Source organism: Rhodoferax sp. (assembly GCF_037143375.1).
GTDB lineage: Bacteria > Pseudomonadota > Gammaproteobacteria > Burkholderiales > Burkholderiaceae_C > Rhodoferax.
In genome coordinates this window covers 1-21,619 of record NZ_JBAWYV010000007.1, presented here as the reverse complement: position 1 = coordinate 21,619, position 21,619 = coordinate 1, and the positions used below count along the sequence as shown (strand labels likewise).

General features: G+C 59.6%; 5 protein-coding genes. 3 read left to right on the top strand and 2 right to left on the bottom strand.

Translation table 11 applies throughout. The features are described from left to right. Nucleotides 1-47: 47 nt before the first annotated feature. Nucleotides 48-2,294: a sensor histidine kinase gene (locus WCG50_RS02195; RefSeq protein ID WP_336897928.1), complete on the bottom strand. Its 2,247-nt coding sequence runs from the start codon at nucleotides 2,292-2,294 to the stop codon at nucleotides 48-50. Then, nucleotides 2,291-3,088: a response regulator gene (locus tag WCG50_RS02190; RefSeq protein ID WP_336897927.1), complete on the bottom strand. Its 798-nt coding sequence runs from the start codon at nucleotides 3,086-3,088 to the stop codon at nucleotides 2,291-2,293. Before WCG50_RS02190 ends, WCG50_RS02195 begins: the two co-directional genes overlap by 4 nt. A gap of 288 nt (nucleotides 3,089-3,376) precedes the next feature. Between WCG50_RS02190 and WCG50_RS02185 the strand changes: the two genes are divergently transcribed. The 3 genes from WCG50_RS02185 to WCG50_RS02175 all read left to right on the top strand — a co-directional run. Next, a complete protein-coding gene (locus tag WCG50_RS02185) occupies nucleotides 3,377-4,954 on the top strand; it encodes a TolC family protein (RefSeq protein WP_336897926.1) in 1,578 nt (525 codons plus the stop codon). Next, nucleotides 4,951-5,745, top strand: coding sequence for an efflux RND transporter periplasmic adaptor subunit (locus WCG50_RS02180; RefSeq protein ID WP_336897925.1), 795 nt, complete (start codon nucleotides 4,951-4,953; stop codon nucleotides 5,743-5,745). The genes WCG50_RS02185 and WCG50_RS02180 overlap by 4 nt, the downstream gene beginning before the upstream one ends. 81 nt (nucleotides 5,746-5,826) lie before the next feature. Beyond that, the coding region (locus WCG50_RS02175) for an Ig-like domain-containing protein (RefSeq protein ID WP_336897924.1) at nucleotides 5,827-21,619 on the top strand (15,793 nt) is incomplete at its 3' end.

The following is a 21,619-nucleotide window of genomic DNA, read 5'->3' as shown; positions in this document are numbered from 1 at the left end:
TCAAATAATAGCTGCTTGCGCAAGTAGCACGGGGTCTGGAGCCTGTTTTAGTACTGATCCAGCCAGCGCACCAAGGCCGCCAGTTGCATAGAATCACCCAGTGCCAACACGCCGCATGCCCGGGCGTCGTCACCCATCTGATTGCGATGGCGGGCGATCCAGGCGTCCACGCCCAAGCCGTCGCCACTGTCGGCCAGCGCCCTGAGTTGCGCCCAATCCAGCGTGGAGTCTATTGGCGGTGCAATCTCCGCAGGGGTTGCGGTCATCACTAAAGCGGCATCAGAGACCGGCACCTGCATCGACCAAGAAAACACGCTGCCTTGCCCGGGAGTGGACTGCACCACCAGCTCACCCCCCATCAAGCGCACCCATTGCCGGGCAATCGCCAAGCCGAGCCCGGAGCTGCCGGTGGCGCTGCGGGCGTCGAGTTGTTCAAACGGCTCAAAGATGCGTTCCAGGGCTTCCGGCGCAATGCCACGGCCGGTGTCACTGACCGAGACCTCCATTTGGGCGTTGACCCCATCGGCCGCCAGGGAGCTGCTCACTGCCAGCGTGATGAGCCCTTGGTGCGTAGCGACGCAGGCATTGGCCAGCAGATTGCGTAGCACTTGCTCGAACCGGGCGGCATCCATCACGACCTGTGAGACAGAAAGCTCTGTTTTCACCTCCAGTTTGTTGCCCTGATGCAGTGCCAGCCAGCGTGTGTTGCTGGCGATTTCCAGCACGTGTTGCAGCAGGTTGACGGGTGCGGTGACCAAGCTCAAATGCCCGGCTTCACCGCGCGCCAATTCAAGCAATTCGTCGGCGAGTTGCAGGATGTCTTTGCCGCTGCGCTGCATCGCCTGCACCGACTCCATCAAGCGATCTTGCTCTGCAGTGCTCCCGGTGCGTGGCAACTGGTCCAGTTCCCGTCGGGCCAGCGCGGCATTGCCGAGCAAGGTGTGCAAAGGGGTGCGCAGTTCGTGCGACACACGCGATAAAAATCGTTGTTTGAACTGGACCGCCGCTTCTGCCACGTCGCGCGACTGAATCAACTCTTGGGTTGCCCCCCGAATGGCGTCTTGCAACGTCACCTGGTAGCGTTGAGCCTCGCGCAGTTGCTGGCTGCGCTGGAGGCGCAACCGGTCGGCCATGGCCAGCATCAGCACGCCTGAGGTCAGCACCGCCGCCAACGGAACGAGCCAGTTTTCGAGCCACGGTGCACTCGCCAGCCAGCCGTGAATCACGGCTCCGCGCAACACCGAGGCGACGGCCAGAAAACTGAAACTCAGCAGCACAAAGCGCGCCGGGCTATCGCCATGGCGCCAGGCGCGCCATGCCAGCCAGGGGAGCATGAAAGGTAGCAAAAACCCGGCGAACTCGAGTAAGCCGATGCCCATTTCAAATCCAAATAGCAATACGACCAGCAAGCCCAGCAGGCTCAGGCCAGACAACCCAAGGGCAGCGCGCTGGCCCCAAACTGGCACGTGCGGAGCAGGAATAAATCGCAGGAAAAACAGGACGACGCAGACATGCGTGCCCGCCAGCGCGGCTGCCAGTGCCGGGAGCGTCCACGATAGGTGGGACGGCCAGAGCCACAGCACCGCTTGCCCGCTGAAACAGGATTGGTACACCAGCAAGCTGGCGCTGGCCCCCGCGTACCAAGCCCAGGTCGACTCACGCAGCCAGAGTGCAAACACCAGCGCCAGAAAGGTGATGAGCGCCAGCGCGCCGGCTTGTTGGCCCTCGTGGAGATCTACTATTCTTTCTTCCTGCGCGAGTGCGCTTGGCATCCAAAGGCTGATCTGGGGTCGTAATGAAGTTCGACTTTGCAGTCGCAATAAAACGGTCGAGGGGCCTTGCGGCAAGTTCAAAACCCATGCCGCGGTAGCCCCCGGCAGGGGTCGCTCGCCCAGCGGTACCGACAAACCAGAACGACCCAATGGCTGCGCTGGGCTGCCCGGTGGCCCGGCAATCAACCAGGCCTCCAACAACTCCGTGCGGGCGGGGCCTACCCGCAAGTGGCGTAGCACCGGCGACTGGGGGTTGTCGATATGCACCGCCACCCAGAGTGCGCCCTCAAGGCGCCCCAGGCGAGGGGTATTGGCACTGAGTGGCGCGAACGTGTTGATAAGTTGCTGCAAGTCGGCCAGCGTGAGGTCGCCCTTGGCGTCATGCCAGAGCAGGGCCGAAGGCGTCAGGTTCTGCGAATCGTGGCCCGGGTCAAGGCGGACAACCGTGGCGCTGGCGTGACTGCTGCAAGCGGCCAGCAAGACCAGCCCTGCCGCCAGTGCCCAGCGTGCCCAAACCTTCACTCGCCAAGTCCGATGGGCTGCTCTGAAAAAGTATGTCGTCCCAGGCGGTACTGAAGTGGTGAGATCCCAAAGCGCTCCCGGAAGGCCGTGGCAAAGTTGGCCGGGCTGGAGTAGCCCAGCGCCGCGCCTACGTCAGCCACTGATTTGGAGGTCTCGCTCATCTGCCATGCGGCTTCTTTCAGGCGGGACTCGCGCACAAACGCGGCCGGCGTGGTGTGCATTTGTGTGCGAAACGCATCTTTCAGTCGGTGCACCGTGGTGCCCGCTTCCAGCGCCAGTTTTTCCAGGTCTGGCGTTTCGGCCAGTGACGCTTGCAGGCGCTGCAAAACGACGGTCAGCCAGCGTGGCGTGGTGGACTCTTTATGGACGGAGCCCAGGCGTCGACCAAGGTTGGCGTGAAGGGCTACGCGAGCGACCAGTTCGGCTTCGGTAAAGGGCTTGGTAATAAAGTCGCGGCCGCCAGCGGCAAAACCTTCAAGCTTGGCTTCTTCCTCCAGCATACCGCTGACAAAAAGTACCGGAATGTTGAGGGTCTCGGGGTGGTCTTGCAACTCGCGGCAGACCGCAAAACCGTTGGGTGGTGGCAGTTGCACATCGAGCAGCACCACGTCCGGGCGCATGAGTTGGGCAAGCCGCATAGCTTCACCACCTTGTACCGCCATGAGAACTCGTGCACCGGCGTCGCCCAGAAAACGGGCAAGCATTCGAAGTTCATCAGGCATGTCCTCAACGATCAGTACGCAGAGGTTGGCGAGGGGCGGGGGCAAGGCTTCCGTCGCAATGGAATAGGTCATATAGTCAGGATTTTCTAAAACACCGAAATTTATTGTGGGTAATTAATGAAGGACTTTATTTTATAAAAGTTTTCGTTTTTTTCAAAAATAATAATTTTCGATGGTGGAGTTAAATCATGAATGAAGGTGCGCTTGGTGCGACAGAGGTCCCCTTTGGGTGAGGAATGCACACCCACGATGAAAGTGGGAAAAATTTGTAACGCCAAATTAAGTCAATCAGCCCACCTTGTTATTCCAAATGGTTCTATATTGAAGGTGAGTATTTTGAAAAAAACGTCTGTTCAATGCATGTCTGCAACACCTCGTCTCTTTAAACCTCTGGCGCTGGTCGCTGCATTGCTGGCCTTGTCGGCCTGTTCAGCTTTGGCGCCTGTGCCGCTCACGGCGCAAGCGATGGCGCCCGTTAACGAGTCAGATCGGTTGGCCATGCGCAATGATGTGCAGTCCATCACCGGCCCCTTGTCGCTGGACGAAGCCATTGCACGGGCCCTGAAGTTCAACCTGGACCGTCGCGCCAAAATGATGGAAGAAGCGATGGCGCTGAACCAGCTGGACGTCACCCAGTACGACATGCTGCCCAGACTGGTGGCGCAAGCCGGCTATACCTCGCGCGACAACGAGCGTGCCACCTACAGCAGCAGCTATAACGCGCCTGTGGTCGGTCCAAAAAGTAGCACTTCATCGCTGTCGCAAGAGCGCAACCACAACACGGCAGAACTGGGCTTGACCTGGAATCTGCTGGACTTCGGTCTGGCGCACTACAGCGCCAGCCAACAGTCGGCCCGCGTGCTGATTGCCGCCGAAAAACGCCGCAAGGCCATGCACCTGCTGATGCAGGACGTGCGCACCGCCTACTGGCGTGCCGCCAGCGCCCAGAAGCTGCGCATCGAAGTTGAAAAGACCATCGCGTTGGCCGAAGACGCGTTGAATGACTCCCGCAAGGTCGAGGCCGAGCGCTTGCGCAATCCGTTGGATGCCCTGCGTTACCAGCGCCAGTTGTTGGAAAACCTGCGCTTGCTGGAGGCCATCGACCAGGAGTTGTCGTCGGCCCAGGTGGAGTTGGCCTCGCTGATCAACGCACCGGTCGGACAAACGATCCAGATTGCTGATACGGATGTGAAAAACGTCGACGACGGCGTGCTCAAAGTCTCCGTGCAAGCCATGGAAGAAGCGGCCCTGGCGCAAAACGCCGACCTGCGCGAGCAGCACTACAACGCCCGCATCGCCCGCGACGAAACCCGCAAAACCCTGGTGCGCCTGTTCCCCAATGTGTCTTTGAGCTATGGCCTGAAGTACGACTCCGACAGCTACATGGTGCACAACAATTGGAACGAAGCCGGTTTGCAAATGTCCTTCAATTTGTTCAACCTGCTTACCGGGCCGACACAAATCAAACTGGCCGAGGCTGGCGTGGCGCTGGCTGACCAGCGCCGCATGGCCACCCAACTGGCGGTGCTGACGCAGGTGCATCTGGCGCGCCTGCAACTGCTCAATGCCCGCAACCAGTTTGATCGTGCCGATGCGATTTACTCAACGGACCTGAAAATTGCCGAGCACGTGCGCAACCGCGAAAGCGCACAGGCGCAGAGCAAGCTCGATAGTGTGAGCAACGCCACGGCGGCCATTTTGAGTTTGTTGCGCCGCTACCAGGCCTTGGCGCAAGTGCAGTCGGCTGAAAACCGCTTGCTGGCCAGCATGGGCCTGGAGCCCAAAATCGGCAGCACCAGCGAGCTGAGCCTGGCGCAACTGACCGCCCAACTCAAGAACAGCGGGACACCGTGGAGTGAGTTGCAAAAATCCACGACGCTCATCCAACCGGGCACCCTCTTGCCAACAACCGCAACCCAGCCCAAGGCAGCCCAGTGAAGCAAACTACCGGGCTGGCTTGCTTGGTGTACGCCATGGTCTTGGCGCATGGGGTGCAGGCTCAAACAGCGGCTCCACGTCCAGCTGTATCGTCCGCCGCCGTCGCCCCTGCAGCCAAACCCGCTCTGGAGCGTCAAGAAATTCGGGCCCAACTGCTGCCACGCCGCTACACCACGGTGGCGGCCGAGATTGGCGCCAAGATCAACCGCCTGCCAGTCGCCGAAGGCGGCGCATTCAAGTCCGGGCAACTGCTGGTGAGTTTTGACTGCACGCTGCAGCAAGCGCAACTGCAAAAAGCCCAGGCGGAGCTGGAGGGCACGGAGCAAACACTCAAATCCAACCAGCGCCTGGCCGAGCTCAATTCGGTAGGCCAGTTGGAACTGGACTTGTCCCGCTCAGCCGTGAGCAAGGCCAAAGCCGAGCTCGGAGCCAATCAGGCGGTGCTGGGCAAGTGTGGTGTATCTGCCCCTTTTGCGGGCCGCGTGGCCGAGCAAAAAGTGCGCGAGCAGCAGTATGTGCAGCCAGGCCAGGCCTTGCTCGACATCATTGATGACAGCGTGCTCGAACTGGAATTTTTGGTGCCTTCCCACTGGCTGAGCTGGTTGCGCGTGGGCGGTAAATTTCAGGTGCAAATCGATGAAACCCGCAAGGCTTACCCCGCCAAATTTATTCGCATCGGTGCCCGGGTCGACCCGGTCAGCCAGTCCGTCAAAGTGGCGGCCGCCATCGACGGCAAATTCCCCGAATTGATCGCCGGTATGAGTGGCCGCGTGCAAGTCAGCCCTCCTTAGCGCACAACCAGCCTGTTGACCTGACACCAAGGCTCACCTTTTTTACTTTCTCGCCCGCACAGACAGCTTGAGAACCGCATCATGAACAAAATCTACCGCAGCATCTGGAACGAAATCACCCGCACTTATGTAGCCGCAGCTGAAATTGTGCAAAGCCGGGGCAAAAGCTGTTCCAGCAGCAGCGACGGCACCTCTGGCGCTGAATGCGCATTGAGAAATCAGGATGCGCAGGCCAGCCCAAGTGGACTGCAGAGCCCGCCCATGGCGCGCCGGGGTCGCCTCCACTTTGGCGGCATTCGTCCACTTGTGCTGGAGCCGCGTTTCATGTTTGACGGTGCGGCACTCAGCGATACGGGCCAGGCCCGGGATGACACGTACCATCCGGTGGTACCCGATGCGATCGCCGGGGCCTCAGCCACGGCTCCTCGCGCGGATAGCAACACCAACAGTGTTGAAAAAAGCTTCCTTGACTTTATGGCCAGCCTGCAAAGTCAGACTTCCCGGACCGACATGCCCAGTGGCATCATCCGCGCAATGCCCAACGCGCGTGAAATTGTGTTCATAGACAGCGGCGTGGACGACATTGCCCAACTGCTCAAAGGCACCCGGGCCGATGTCGAGGTGGTGCTGCTTGATGCCAACCGCGACCCCTGGGCGCAAATGACCGCCGTTATCAGCACACATCAAAACCTGGATGCGGTGCATCTGGTGTCGCACGGAGCCGATGGTCAACTGGTTTTTAATGGCAAAACCTATGGTGCAAACAGCTTCGGCACGACTGAGGCGGCCGAGTTGACGCAATGGCAAAGCCACCTGAGTGCCAATGCCGACATTCTGATCTATGGCTGCAATGTGGCCGCCGGTGCCGATGGCGTGTTGCTGATCAACCAGATGGCCCGCCTGACGCAGGCCGACGTAGCAGCGTCGACCGACCTGACCGGCAGTGCGGCCAAAGGTGGCGATTGGGTGCTGGAGGCTGATACAGGGGTCATTGAAAGCAAGCTGGCGTTTGCTGACCGTACCCTCGACGCTTACGATCATGTGCTGGAAGTGCCCGTACTGGCTACACCCGCTACCCAGCAAGCCTACGAAGACACGGCCTTCAGCTTTAGCGCCTTGAGCGGTGTCAGCAGCCCAAGCAACCCGAATATGCGTGCTGTGGTGACGGTCACTGCGGGTAGTGCCACCATCAGCGATGGTGTCTCTGGCGGCACGCAACTCAACGGCGACGGCAATCTGGCAGGCATCAATGCCTTTATTCACAGCCTGACTTTTCAGGGTGCACAAAACTGGAATGGCACGGCAACGGTGCAGATACTGGTCAAGTCTGATTACAACGTAAGCCCAGGCGAAACCACCACGGTTTCATTTGACATCACCGTCTCAGCGACCAACGACGCACCCACCCGTTCGACCAGCAGCGTGACACTGACCGCCATCAACGAGGATCAAGCCACCTCGGCCAGTGATGCCGCCGTGCTGAACCCCGGTGCTACGGTCATCAGCCTGTTTGGCAGCAGCTTTAGCGATGCAACCGACACCGTCACCAGCGGCTCTGGCAGCAACAGCCTAGCCGGTGTGCTGATTGTCGGCAACACGGCCAATGCCACAACGCAGGGGGCTTGGCAATACGGGAGTGGCAGCACCTGGACTGCGGTGGGGGCAGTGTCAAGCAGCAACGGGCTGTTTGTTGCGTCTGCCGACAGCCTGCGTTTTGTGCCAGTGGCCGATTACAACGGCACACCGACCGGGCTGACGGTGCGTCTGTCGGACAACTCAACCGGCACTGCCGTGCCCACCACAGGCAGCCGAAGCATTGACGTGTCGGACGACAGTAGCAAGTCGGGCGGCACCACACGCTATAGCAACAGCAGCAACGCCGTGGCGCTGGATACCAGCATCAACGCACTCAACGATGCACCGGTGACGCAAGCCCTGGCGCTGACGGTGGACAAAAATTCTTTTGTCAGCTTTAGCCTGAGTTCTACTGATGTCGATGCAGGCAGCAACAGCAGTACCGATGCACGAGTCAACGCTTACAAAATCGTTGCCCTGCCCAGCAACGGCATACTGTTGGATGGTCAAGGCAACGCGTTTGTAGCCGGGGCTACGCTCACATTGGTGCAGGCCACTGGCATGAAATTTACGCCGACGGTCAACTACAGCGGTGCAGCCACATTCACGTTCCAGGCGATTGACGCGGCAGGTGCGACCAGCAGCGTCAGCACCGCCAGCATCACCGTCAGCTCGGTCAACGAGGCCCCGGTTGTCACCGTGCCGGGGGCGCAAAGCCTGAACGAAGACGGCACCTTGACGCTGCCCGACATTTCGCTGGCCGACCCGGATGCCGGCACCGAGCAGGTGCAAGCCACTGTTAGCGCCTTGCATGGCACCGTCACCCTGAGCGGCCTGACGGGTCTGTATCAAGCCGATGGCACAACCGCTGCCACCGTCGCTAGCGGGGCCAGCATCACGGTGCGCGGCAGCCTGACAGCCATCAACAACGCGCTGACGGGTGCAAGTTACACCCCCACGGCTGATTACAACGGCCCGGACACCCTCACCGTGGCCGTTGATGATTTGGCCCACACCGGCCCCACGGCCAAAACCGACAGCAAGACCATTGCAGTCACGGTCAACCCGGTGGCTGACAAGCCGGTGACCGATTCGACCGGCACCACCCCCCTGACTCTGGCGGCGGTGAATGAAGACACGCAGGACCCCAACGGTGTCTTGGTAGGGAGTCTGTTGCCAAACTTTTTTGATGCCGATGGCAACACCTTGGCAGGTGTGGCGATCAGTACCAATGCCAGTGATGCCGCCACACAAGGGGCCTGGCAGTATTCGCTCAACAACGGCGCAAGCTGGCAAAGCGTAGGCACAGTGTCAGCCGGCGCGGCCTTGCAACTTGATAAATCGGCGTTGCTGCGCTTTGTGCCGGTGGCCAATTACTACGGCACGCCGGGTAGCCTGACCCTGCACGCCATTGACAACAGCGTTGGCCGTACTTTTAGCACCAGCACACGCCTGACCACTGATGTGGCAGCCGTTGCTACCGACCTGGATGTCAGCGGCAAGCTGCTGACCACCATCATTACCTCGGTCAACGACGTATTTGTCATCGAGACCGACAAAGCCCTGAAGGTCAACGAAGGTGAAACTGTGGTGTTGAACAGCAGCATCCTCAAGATCACTGATATTGAGGCCACTGCTGCCAACATTGTCTATACCGTGCTGGTCAGCGGCACCAATTTGACCGAAGGCGCAATGCAGTTTGACAGCGATGCCAATGGCAGCTTCGAGTCCACGGTAACGACCGGCACCGTCTTTACCCAAGCCGATCTGAATGCCGGGCGTTTGCAGTATGTTCATAGCGGCGGCGAACCCACGGTGGCCCAGACCCTGGCCTACAGCGTGACCGACACAGTCAGCGGCGGTGGCGGCAGCACCGCTGACCGGGTGCTGAGCATCAAGGTCAGCCCGGTCAATGATGCGCCGGTGCTTTATACGCCGGGGCAAACGCCACCCATCGGCAGCGCACTGACCGCCAATGTCACCGAAGGTCATTCATTTGCCTTCAATGAGTTGTCGGTTTCCAGCATCCGCGTTATTGACCCCGACAACACCGATGTTCAACTGATATTCAAGCTCGAAAGTCTGCCAGTGCACGGCAGCTTAAGCTTCAACGGGCAACCGGTGGCCGCAGGCGTGAGCACCTTCAGCTATGCAGATCTAAATAAGCTGGTGTACCAGCATGACGGCCTCGGGTTGACAGCAGACAGCTTCACGGTCAGCCTGCGCGACGGCGCGGGTGGTTTCATCACTGCCACCACCGTCAACTTGACCATCGTGCCAGAAAACGCTGCGCCAACCGGCATAGGCAACCTGACTGGCTCCATTTACGAAGACCCGACCAGCTACGGTGCCTTGGCAAACAACAACGGCACGGTGCTTAAAGACTTTGCCAATTATTTCCTGTCGGATTCGGACTCAGGGGCAACAGTGGGTGCCATTGCCATCGTGGGGGGCAACACCGCTAATGCCGGTAGCCAGGGCACCTGGCAGTATTCAACCGACGGCACCTACTGGTCTGCGGTGGGCACGGTCAACGATACCGGCGCTGCCCTGGTGCTGGCACCCACAGCGCGGGTGCGGTTCAGCCCCGCCCTTAATTACAACGGCACCCCGCCGGTACTCCAGATTCGGGTGCTTGACAATACCTACACGGGTGCGCTGTCATCGAGCAGCGGCACATCCGAGTCCAGCGGCACGGAAGTCCGCCAAACGGTCAACACCGTCACGCGCGGTGGCACCACGGCGATTTCTGCCAACCTCAACACGCTGAGCATCAGCGTCACACCCGTCAACGACGACCCCTCGCTGGGCACCATCAACACACTGGTCATGGATGTGGCCGTTACGGGCGCGACAAAAACCATCACCACATCCCAGCTTTCAGCGACTGATGTGGATTCGGCCGTCATCACCTACCAGTTGGATACACGCCCCAGCCATGGCTGGCTGCTGCTCGGCGGCAACCCGCTGGGCGAAGCCGCCACCTTTACCCAAGCTGATATTGATGCAGGCCGTCTGATTTATCAAAAAAACACCGACACCAGCACCGCGGATGCCTTTGTCGTGACCATTCGGGATGGCGGCCGCCATGTGGTGTTCAATCGCCCCGGTGGTGTCTATCAAGACAATGCCAGCACAAGCCTTTTGCCGATCACCGTCAACATCGACATCACGAACCCGGCCAGTGTGCCCGGCGGCGGCGGGAGTGGCGGCGGTACGGGTGGCACCGATGCCTTCAACGATATTCTGACAACCTTGGAAGACACGGCGATCACTGTCAATCAGACGGTACTGCTAAGCAATGACAGTGGGGCTGCTAAAACCATTACATCTGTGACGAGTCCCGTGAATGGCAGTGTGGCGTTAAACAGTGGCAACATTACGTTTACGCCTTCCGCAGAGTTTTCTGGCATGGCGAGCTTTCAGTACACCATAACTTCTGATTCGGGCGTTGATAGTGCAGTGGTGACGGTTTATGTGATGTCGGTCAACGATGCCCCCACGCTGGTACAAACACCACTGGTTCTGGACGAAGGAACGGTGGCCACATTCACAATTACGAGCCTGAATGCCACCGACCCGGACAACACGGATGCCCAGCTCTTTTACACACTGCGTTCGTTGCCGAGCAACGGCATTCTGTATTTTGATTCAACGCCGGGTGATGACGTTGCCAACGCCTACAGAATGGCAACCGGCTATAGCTTTACTGAAGCAGATATCGGGGCTAACAGGATCAAGTTTGCGCATGATGGCAGCGAAGATTTTCTGTCGAGTTTCAACTTTACCTTGACCGACGGCTCGGGCAGCGTGGTTGACTACACCTTTAACATTGATGTGACGCCGGTCAATGACCAACCCGTCATTGGCACGGCAACGAGTCTGAACGTCCTTGAGGGCGCGTCGGTGCAATTGATGGGCGGCACTCTGTCCAACGTGTTGAACACGCTGTCATCTGGCGCTGCCGTGGGGGCCTACGACAGGGACGGCGGCGGCGACAAGAGCGCAGGCTTGGCGCAAACCAACACGCTGAGCTACACCGTCAGTAGCTTACCAATCAAGGGTGAGGTGCGCCTTGTCAAGGATGGCCAGACCTATGCTGCGGGCAATTTAATCACTTACGATGTTGTCACTACCACTACCCCCATCAGCCTGGCACAAATCAATGGTGGCAAGCTTTACTACGCCAATGACGGGACAGAAGCCACCACCGACACCCTGACTTTTACCGTGAACGACGGCTCGGGTGCCACCAACGCCACCGCCAGCGCAGTACTGACAATCAAGCTCATCCCGGTCAACGACGACCCGGTGATTCTTGTCAATTCCGGTGCTGTTTTTGAACACACGCCGCTCACAGCAGAGCACGCGGAGTCGATCGAAGCCAATTTTGTGGTTGCGGAAGGGGCAACCACCACCATCAGTGCATCCTATTTATCGGCGTTTGACTCAGACAACACCACGCAACAGCGCCAATTTCGCATTACCAGCAACGTTCAATATGGGCAGTTGCTGCGCGGAACTGAAGTGCTGGGCGTTGGCAGTGCCATTACCCAGGCGGAAATAGAACTCAACCAGATCAGTTATCGCCACGACGGATTGGAAAGCACCAGTGATTTCTTTTTCTACAAGCTGTCGGATGGTGGTGGCGGCAATGAGCCGGAGGGTAAATTTGTCATCACCATCATCCCGGTGAATGACGCACCGGTCATCACCGTGCCCACCGACCGTGTGGCGTTTGAAGAGCAGCCGCTGGTCATCAGCGGCATTAGCATTACCGACCCCGACAGCGTGGCACTCGATGGCAGCATCAGCAGCAGCTTTGGCCCGATCCAGGTCACGCTGACCGTCGGCAGCGGCACGCTGAACCTCACCGCCAGTGGCAGCGCCACACTGGGCACCAACCAGACCGTCAGGGTAACCGTGACAGGCAGCCTGGGCGACGTGAATGCCACGCTGGCCACGCTGGTCTATACCGGCGGCACAAATTTCAATGGCGCTGACGCCATCAGCATCCATGTCACAGACCAGAACGCGACCGGCTCCGGTGGCCCGCTGGTTGATGACAAGAGCCTGGCCATTACGGTACAGGCGGTTAACGATGCGCCAACCTTGACCGGCATCAGCGCCCAAAGCTACACCGAAGATGCCAGCGCTGTGGTGCTGGGCAACGTGGCCCACCCGGTTGATGTGGACATGGATGACTTCAACACGCTTAACGGCAACTGGAGCGGTGCCACACTGACCCTGTTGCGCACTGGTGGGGCCAACACGGCCGATGTGTTTGAAGCCAGTGGCTCACTGGCGGCGCTAACCGCAGGCCAGGCCCTGACGGTAGGCAGCACCACGGTCGGCAGCGTGACCAGCAACGCCAGCGGCAGCCTGGTGCTGACCTTTAACAGCGCAGCCACGTCGGCGCTGGTCAACAGCGTGTTCCAGCAAATAGCTTATCGCAACACCAATCAGACCCTGGCGGCGGCGGCGACTGCTGGCATCAGCATTGACTGGGTCGTCAACGATCGCAATGTCACCGCGCAAGGGGTCGGTGGGGCGCTGAGCGTGACGGTGACGCAGATCGTCACCATGACCGGTATCAACGATGCCCCCGTGTTGACTGCCGTTGGCAGCCTCAGCACCACAGAAGGCACCAGCACGACAGCGGTTGCGCTGTCAACGCTGGTGACGACCCGCAGCGACGTGGATGTTGGCAGCAGCCTGATGGGCCTGGCGATTGTCGGCAACTCTGCCAACGCAGCCACCCAGGGGACTTGGTATTACTCAAGCAATGGTACGGAATGGGTTGCGATTGGCACGGTGGATGACAGCACCGGTGCGCTGGCCTTGTCAGCGGCCACGCAAGTCAAGTTTGTGCCTTTTGGCGATTTCAACAATTTCAATCTAACCCCACCAGGCTTGGTGGTCCGGGCGCTTGACAACACTTATGCAGCTGGCTTTAGCAGCTATGATTCTGCTAGCGAAACACGGGTTGTGGTGAACACAGGCAGCTCAGGCGGCAGCAGCGCCATATCAGCCGCGTCCAAAACCATTGGCCTGAGCGTCAACGCCGTCAACGATGCCCCCACCGTGGGCGGCGGCGGTGATGCCGTAAATTACACCGAAGGCAGCGGCCCGGGTGTGGCAGGCACCCCGGTGCGGCTTGATGTGAACAATGACTTTGCCCTGACTGGCGATGTCGAGCTGATCACCCGGATTGAAGACACTTTTGCGTCAAGTACCTTGACGGTGTTGCGCCAGAGCGGCGCGATCAGCACCGACCGCTTCGGGCTGGACACCACCTATAACACCGACAGCCAAACCGTCAGCCTGAGTGGCAGCATCATTTCGTTTGGCAGCACGGCGGTAGCCAGCATCACCGACAACAGCAGCACAACGGGCCAGCTCGTCATCACATTTAACGCCGATGCCACACAAGCTGCCGTCAGCGCCGTGATGAAACGCGTCACCTACAGCAGCGTGGCCGACAATCCGCCCGGTGTAGCCCTGACCTTAACGGCGGTGTTTGCTGACGGCAATGCCGGGGCGCAAGGCTCTGGCGGCAATCTGACCGCGACAGCCACGTTCACGGTCAACGTCACCAACGTCAACGACGCGCCGGTCGCCACCGCTGCCGCGCTGGCACCGGTCAATGAAGATGCCGGCCTGGCCAGTCCAACGCCCAACCAAGACGCTTCTGTGGCCCCAGTCGGCGACACCGTGGCCAACCTGTTTGGCCCCCATTTCAGCGACACTGACCCTAGCGGTGTCAACAATGCGCTGGCTGGCATGGCCATTACCGGCAACGCCGCCAATGCCACCACCGAAGGCATTTGGCAATACTCAGTCAACGGTGGCGCAGACTGGACTGCTGTGCCGACCAGCGGCCTCGCCGACGACACGGCACTGGTGCTTGATACTGACGCCAAGATCCGTTTTTTGCCCAATGTAGCTCACTACAACGGCACCCCCGGCAGCCTGACAGTGCGGCTGTCGGATGGCCTGGGCTTTACTGCCAGCAGCAGCGTGAGTGATCTCAAGCCTCTGGCAACCACCTCGACCGCTGGCTGGTCCAACCCGGTAAGCCTGTCCACCAGCGTCAGCCAGATCAATGACCAACCGGTTATTTCTGACCTCAACGGCGATATCGTCGCTTTTGTCGAAGCAGTTGGGGTCAACATTGCCGGCATAGCCGTGCTGCTTGACAACAACACTGGTCTCAATATTGCGTCCAGTCTGGCGGATATTGAACTGACGGTGCGCAACGAGGCCAACTTTGCCGGTGCCACCCTGACGGTGCAACAGCACAGCACGGCTGATATCAAAGACTTTTTTGTCGTGCAGAACGCCAACGGCATTTCCACCACGGGCGGTGCCACCGAACCAGGCCCCGGGCTGCTGCTGTACAACGATGGCTCAGCCATCCGCTACGACAACGGCACCACCACCAAAGTGGTGGCTTACATCACTCAAAACAGCAGCGGCAGCGGCAAGCTGATACTGACCTTTACCGCAGATGCCAGCAAGGCTGCGGTCGATATCATTTTGCATAACCTGGCGTATTCCAACAATGAAGACTCACTGCTGAATTCCATTGCAAAAACCATCGACATCACCTTCAACGATGGCAATACCGGTGCGCAGGGCACCGGTGGGGCGCTGCCAACCACCGCGCAGGTGACGATCAACCTGACCCCAAGCAACGATGCGCCATCGTTGACAGCAGGGGCCACGCTGTCAGGCACCGAAGCCGACGCAGCCGGCTTGCCGCTGTTGCCAGGCAGCACCACCACGCTGGGGGCCTTGCTGGGTGGGGGTAACTTCACCGACCCGGATGGGGTGGCGCTCAACGCGTTGGCCGGGGTGGCGATTGGCAGCTTTAGCGACCACAGCACCAATGCCGCGATTGGCGGGCTGTGGCAGGTGTCTTTTGACGCTGGCGCGAACTGGGTGAACTTGTCAACGCTGCAAACGACCCTGGGTTCAAACATTTCTGTAAGCAAGGCGCTGCTGCTGTCGGCTACGACCTGCATTCAATTCTTGCCCGATGCCAATGCCAACACGGCCGGCCTGGCATTAACCCCGCCCCGGCTAACGGTGTTTGGTGTGGAAAGCAGCATCCCGACCAATGCCAACGACACAACGGGGCATGCGCCGCCAATCGTCTTTTCTACCTCGGCCGCACTGGCCGACCTGAAAACCTACAACACCACCACCGATACGCTCGAAGCCCGGGTGTCGGCGGGCAGTGTCAATATTGACGTGACGATTGCGGCGGTGAACGACGCGCCGCTGTTCAACGCCACGACCGCGTGGACCGGGTCGATCACCGAATCGCCCGTGGTGGGCCTTGGTACACCCCAACAGCAGTTGGTGACATTGGCCAATGTCACCGATGTGGACCTGGCAACCACCCTCAACCTGACCAGCACCATTTTTGGCGCTGGCAGCATCACTGTCCATATTGCCGGTGGCGTAACCGGTGATCTGTTTACTCTTTTTGGTAGCCCTGGCGGTGTAGCCAGCACCAATGGTGGTGCAGGTGCTACAGATTTTGCAATCACCCTGAGCGCCACGGCCACTGTGGCGGAGGTCAACGCCATTCTTGAAGCCATCCGCTTCGAAAACACCACCGATGCCCCGCCAACGACCGAACGCGCCTACACCATCACGCTCAACGATGGCAACAACGTGCAGGCCGGTGGCAACGCGGGTGGTGCGACAGCGCTGGCTGCGACGACCATGCTTGGCGGAACGATCACGATTACCCAGGCCAATGATCCCCCGGCTGGTGTCGGCAATCTGACCCTGACTGCGTTATTAGAAGATCAGGTGGCGAACGCTGGAACAGTAATAACTGCGCTTACGGGCTACAACTTTATAGACACTGATACGGCATCGCCCGGTAATCTGGTGGGCGGTATTGCGGTAGTTGGCAATACTGCCAATTCCGGCACGCAGGGTAGCTGGCAATACTCCAGCAATGGCACTGATTGGCACGATATTGGCACGGTTGGTGACACCAACGTCACCCAGGCACTTGTTTTGTCGGTGAGTTCCAAACTGCGCTTTGTGCCTGTCGAACACTACAACGGTACACCTGAGGGGTTAACTGTCAGAGCATTGGATAATACTTATGGTGCTGGCAGCCCCACCTGGACGACATGGATTGGTGCGACTGAGACAAGAGTGCTGCTCGACACCTCTTTGGTGGGAACGAATTCGACTATTTCCAACAACACCAATTCGATCTCGATTGTTGTCACCGCCGTCAACGATGCGCCAGCCGTAGAAAACCTGATCGCGACCTCGGTCAACACGTTTGTCGAAGGCCAAGACAGTGCAGGAAATCGCAGCGTACTGGGTACGCCAGTTGTGCTCGATGCCGATGTTCACATTGCCGACGTAGAAATCGTCAGCCGCGCGGAAGATAACTTTGGTGGCACAACTCTGACGGTCGCCCGCAGCAACGGCACAACTGGTTTCAGCGCCAACGCCGAAGACATATTTGGCATCGAAGCCAACGCGCAGGTGACACTGGCAACCACCGTCATCTCCTACAGCAGCACGGCCGTGGCCGACATTACGACCAACAGCGCCGGGCAACTCGTCATCACCTTCCGCTCGGGTGCTACCAGCACGCAAGTCGATGCCGTCATTAGTGCGATCAACTATGCCAATAGCTCTGATACCCCAGGCAGCACAGTCACTTTGCGCTATAGATTTAATGATGACAACCAGGCCAGCGTCCAAGGCAGCGGGGGCAGTCTGTATGGTGATGCCGTTGTCACGGTCAACATCACCGCGCAAAACGACATGCCACTGGCAGTCGATGACACACACCAAATCACCGAAGACAACACAAGCATAAGCGGCAACGTGCTGACCGGTGTCGGCTCCCCGAGCACCACGGCGGACAGCGACCCGGAGGGCACCGCTTTGACGGTGAGTGCCATCCGCACCGGCACTGAAGGCGGCAGCGGCACGACCGGCACAGTCGATGGCAGCACCGTGCTCACCGGTAGCCACGGCACACTGGTGATTGCAGCCAACGGCAGCTACACCTACACGCTCGACAACACCGACACGGCAGTCAACAAACTCAAGACCGGCCAGAGCCTGAGTGACAGCTTTACCTATACCAACAGCGACGGCAGCCTCACCGATACTGCGCAACTGACCATCACCATCAATGGGCGCACCGATGGCGCACCAACGATCACCCCGGTCGACGGCAATGCTGGTGCAACAGGGCAGGCAACGGTGACCGAAGCTGGCTTGACGGACGTGGGCAACACCACGGAGTCCACCACCGGCACGGTCAGCATCGCGGCACTTGACGGACTGACCAGCATCACCGTTGGTGGCACCACCGTTACCCGTGCCCAACTGGGCAGCCTGGGCGGTACGCCAGTGGTCATTGACACCGGTGAAGGCACACTGACGCTGACCGGCTACGGCAGCAGCACCAATGTTGGCGGCATTACCACCGCTGGCACACTGGACTACAGCTACACCCTCAAGGCCAACCTGAGCCAGTCAGGTGTGACTGCGACCAGCGACACCATCGCCCTGAGCATCCTCGATGAGGGTGCAGCCACCACCAACACCAACTTGGTGGTGCAAATCGTCGATGACACACCGACTGCCAATGCCGATGCCAACACGGTTGCCGAAGGGGTCACCACGGCCGCGACCACCACCACCGGAAACGTCTTTGCAGCAGGCAGCACCAATGACGTGGCTGACCGAATCGGTGCCGACAGCACAGTCACCCCGGTCACCGGCATCAGCTTCGGCGGCAACGCCAAGACCGTGGGTACGTCTTTCAACAGCACCTACGGCAGCCTGACCCTCGATGCCAATGGCGGCTACACCTACAGTGTCAACAACACCAACGTCACCGTCAATGCACTCAATGCCAGCCAGACGCTGACGGAAACCTTTGTCTATACCATCACCGACAGCGACGGTGACACCAGCAACGCCAACCTAGTCATCACCATCACCGGCACCAATGACGCGCCGGTATTGATCGACACGACACTGTCGATCACACACACCGAAGACGATGCAGCGCCACTTGGAGTTGTAGGCACGCTGGTATCAGCCTTGGTGGTCGGCATCAGCGATGTAGATAACGGGGCCGCCAAAGGCATTGCCATCGTCGGCGACAGCCAAACCAACGGCACTTGGTATTACTCGAAAGACAACGGAACCAACTGGAACACGCTGGCCGCTACCAGCGAAGGCGCAGCCCGTTTGATCGCTGTGGGCAGTGGTGCCACCGCCGGGCGGGTCTATTTCCAGCCCAATGCCAACTACAACGGTGCTATCGGCAACACCCTGACGATCCGCGCCTGGGATACCACCACCGACAGCAACGGTGGCACGGCCGATATCACCACTGTAGGCGTGGGTACGGATAGGGCCTACTCACTCGTCACAGATATAGTCAACGTCACGGTCACCGCCGTCAACGATGCGCCAGCCGTAGAAAACCTGATCGCGGCCTCGGCCAACACGTTTGTCGAAGGCCAAGACATTGCAGGAAATCGCAGCGTACTGGGTACGCCAGTTGTGCTCGATGCCGATGTTCACATTGCCGACGTAGAAATCGTCAGCCGCGCGGAAGATAACTTTGGTGGCACAACTCTGACGGTCGCCCGCAGCAACGGCACAACTGGTTTCAGCGCCAACGCCGAAGACATATTTGGCATCGAAGCCAACGCGCAGGTGACACTGGCAACCACCGTCATCTCCTACAGCAGCACGGCCGTGGCCGACATTACGACCAACAGCGCCGGGCAACTCGTCATCACCTTCCGCTCGGGTGCTACCAGCACGCAAGTCGATGCCGTCATTAGTGCGATCAACTATGCCAATAGCTCTGATACCCCAGGCAGCACAGTCACTTTGCGCTATAGATTTAATGATGACAACCAGGCCAGCGTCCAAGGCAGCGGGGGCAGTCTGTATGGTGATGCCGTTGTCACGGTCAACATCACCGCGCAAAACGACATGCCACTGGCAGTCGATGACACACACCAAATCACCGAAGACAACACAAGCATAAGCGGCAACGTGCTGACCGGTGTCGGCTCCCCGAGCACCACGGCGGACAGCGACCCGGAGGGCACCGCTTTGACGGTGAGTGCCATCCGCACCGGCACTGAAGGCGGCAGCGGCACGACCGGCACAGTCGATGGCAGCACCGTGCTCACCGGTAGCCACGGCACACTGGTGATTGCAGCCAACGGCAGCTACACCTACACGCTCGACAACACCGACACGGCAGTCAACAAACTCAAGACCGGCCAGAGCCTGAGTGACAGCTTTACCTATACCAACAGCGACGGCAGCCTCACCGATACTGCGCAACTGACCATCACCATCAATGGGCGCACCGATGGCGCACCAACGATCACCCCGGTCGACGGCAATGCTGGTGCAACAGGGCAGGCAACGGTGACCGAAGCTGGCTTGACGGACGTGGGCAACACCACGGAGTCCACCACCGGCACGGTCAGCATCGCGGCACTTGACGGACTGACCAGCATCACCGTTGGTGGCACCACCGTTACCCGTGCCCAACTGGGCAGCCTGGGCGGTACGCCAGTGGTCATTGACACCGGTGAAGGCACACTGACGCTGACCGGCTACGGCAGCAGCACCAATGTTGGCGGCATTACCACCGCTGGCACACTGGACTACAGCTACACCCTCAAGGCCAACCTGAGCCAGTCAGGTGTGACTGCGACCAGCGACACCATCGCCCTGAGCATCCTCGATGAGGGTGCAGCCACCACCAACACCAACTTGGTGGTGCAAATCGTCGATGACACACCGACTGCCAATGCCGATGCCAACACGGTTGCCGAAGGGGTCACCACGGCCGCGACCACCACCACCGGAAACGTCTTTGCAGCAGGCAGCACCAATGACGTGGCTGACCGAATCGGTGCCGACAGCACAGTCACCCCGGTCACCGGCATCAGCTTCGGCGGCAACGCCAAGACCGTGGGTACGTCTTTCAACAGCACCTACGGCAGCCTGACCCTCGATGCCAATGGCGGCTACACCTACAGTGTCAACAACACCAACGTCACCGTCAATGCACTCAATGCCAGCCAGACGCTGACGGAAACCTTTGTCTATACCATCACCGACAGCGACGGTGACACCAGCAACGCCAACCTAGTCATCACCATCACCGGCACCAATGACGCGCCGGTATTGATCGACACGACACTGTCGATCACACACACCGAAGACGATGCAGCGCCACTTGGAGTTGTAGGCACGCTGGTATCAGCCTTGGTGGTCGGCATCAGCGATGTAGATAACGGGGCCGCCAAAGGCATTGCCATCGTCGGCGACAGCCAAACCAACGGCACTTGGTATTACTCGAAAGACAACGGAACCAACTGGAACACGCTGGCCGCTACCAGCGAAGGCGCAGCCCGTTTGATCGCTGTGGGCAGTGGTGCCACCGCCGGGCGGGTCTATTTCCAGCCCAATGCCAACTACAACGGTGCTATCGGCAACACCCTGACGATCCGCGCCTGGGATACCACCACCGACAGCAACGGTGGCACGGCCGATATCACCACTGTAGGCGTGGGTACGGATAGGGCCTACTCACTCGTCACAGATATAGTCAACGTCACGGTCACCGCCGTCAACGACCCGGCCACGATCACGGGCGACATCAGCAAAACGGCTGACGAAGACACGACCATCACGGGTGACCTCAATGCCACCGATGCGGCTGACGGCCTGACCGATGGCACCTACTTCACGGTCACTGGCGCGCCCGGCCACGGCACGGCCACGATTGACGCTGAGACGGGCGCGTGGAGCTACACGCCCACGGCCGACTACAACGGCGCAGACAGCTTCACGGTGACACTCACCGACGATGACGGCCACACCCAGACCCAACTGATCAGCCTGACGGTGACGGCGGTGGCCGACATCGTGGCCGATACGCTGAGCACCGACGAAGACACGGCGGTGACGGCCAACGTCATCACCGGCACCAACGCGGCCAGCTTGGACAACTTTGAGGGCACACCGGTGCTCACCAGCGTGAGCCAAGGCAGCCACGGCAGCGTGACCTTCACTGGCGCGGGCTTGGTGACCTACACCCCGACGGCCAACTACAACGGTGCTGACAGCTTCACCTACACGGTGACCAGCCCGACGGGCGTGACCGAGACGGCCACGGTGAGCGTGACGGTGGTGGCGGTCAACGACCCGGCCACGATCACGGGCGACATCAGCAAAACGGCTGACGAAGACA

Bases quoted from the DNA above. Each gene is read 5' to 3' on its own strand.
- WCG50_RS02190 (WP_336897927.1), bottom strand. From the start codon at position 3,088: ATGACCTATTCCATTGCGACGGAAGCCTTGCCCCCGCCCCTCGCCAAC.
- WCG50_RS02185 (WP_336897926.1), top strand. From the start codon at position 3,377: ATGTCTGCAACACCTCGTCTCTTTAAACCTCTGGCGCTGGTCGCTGCA.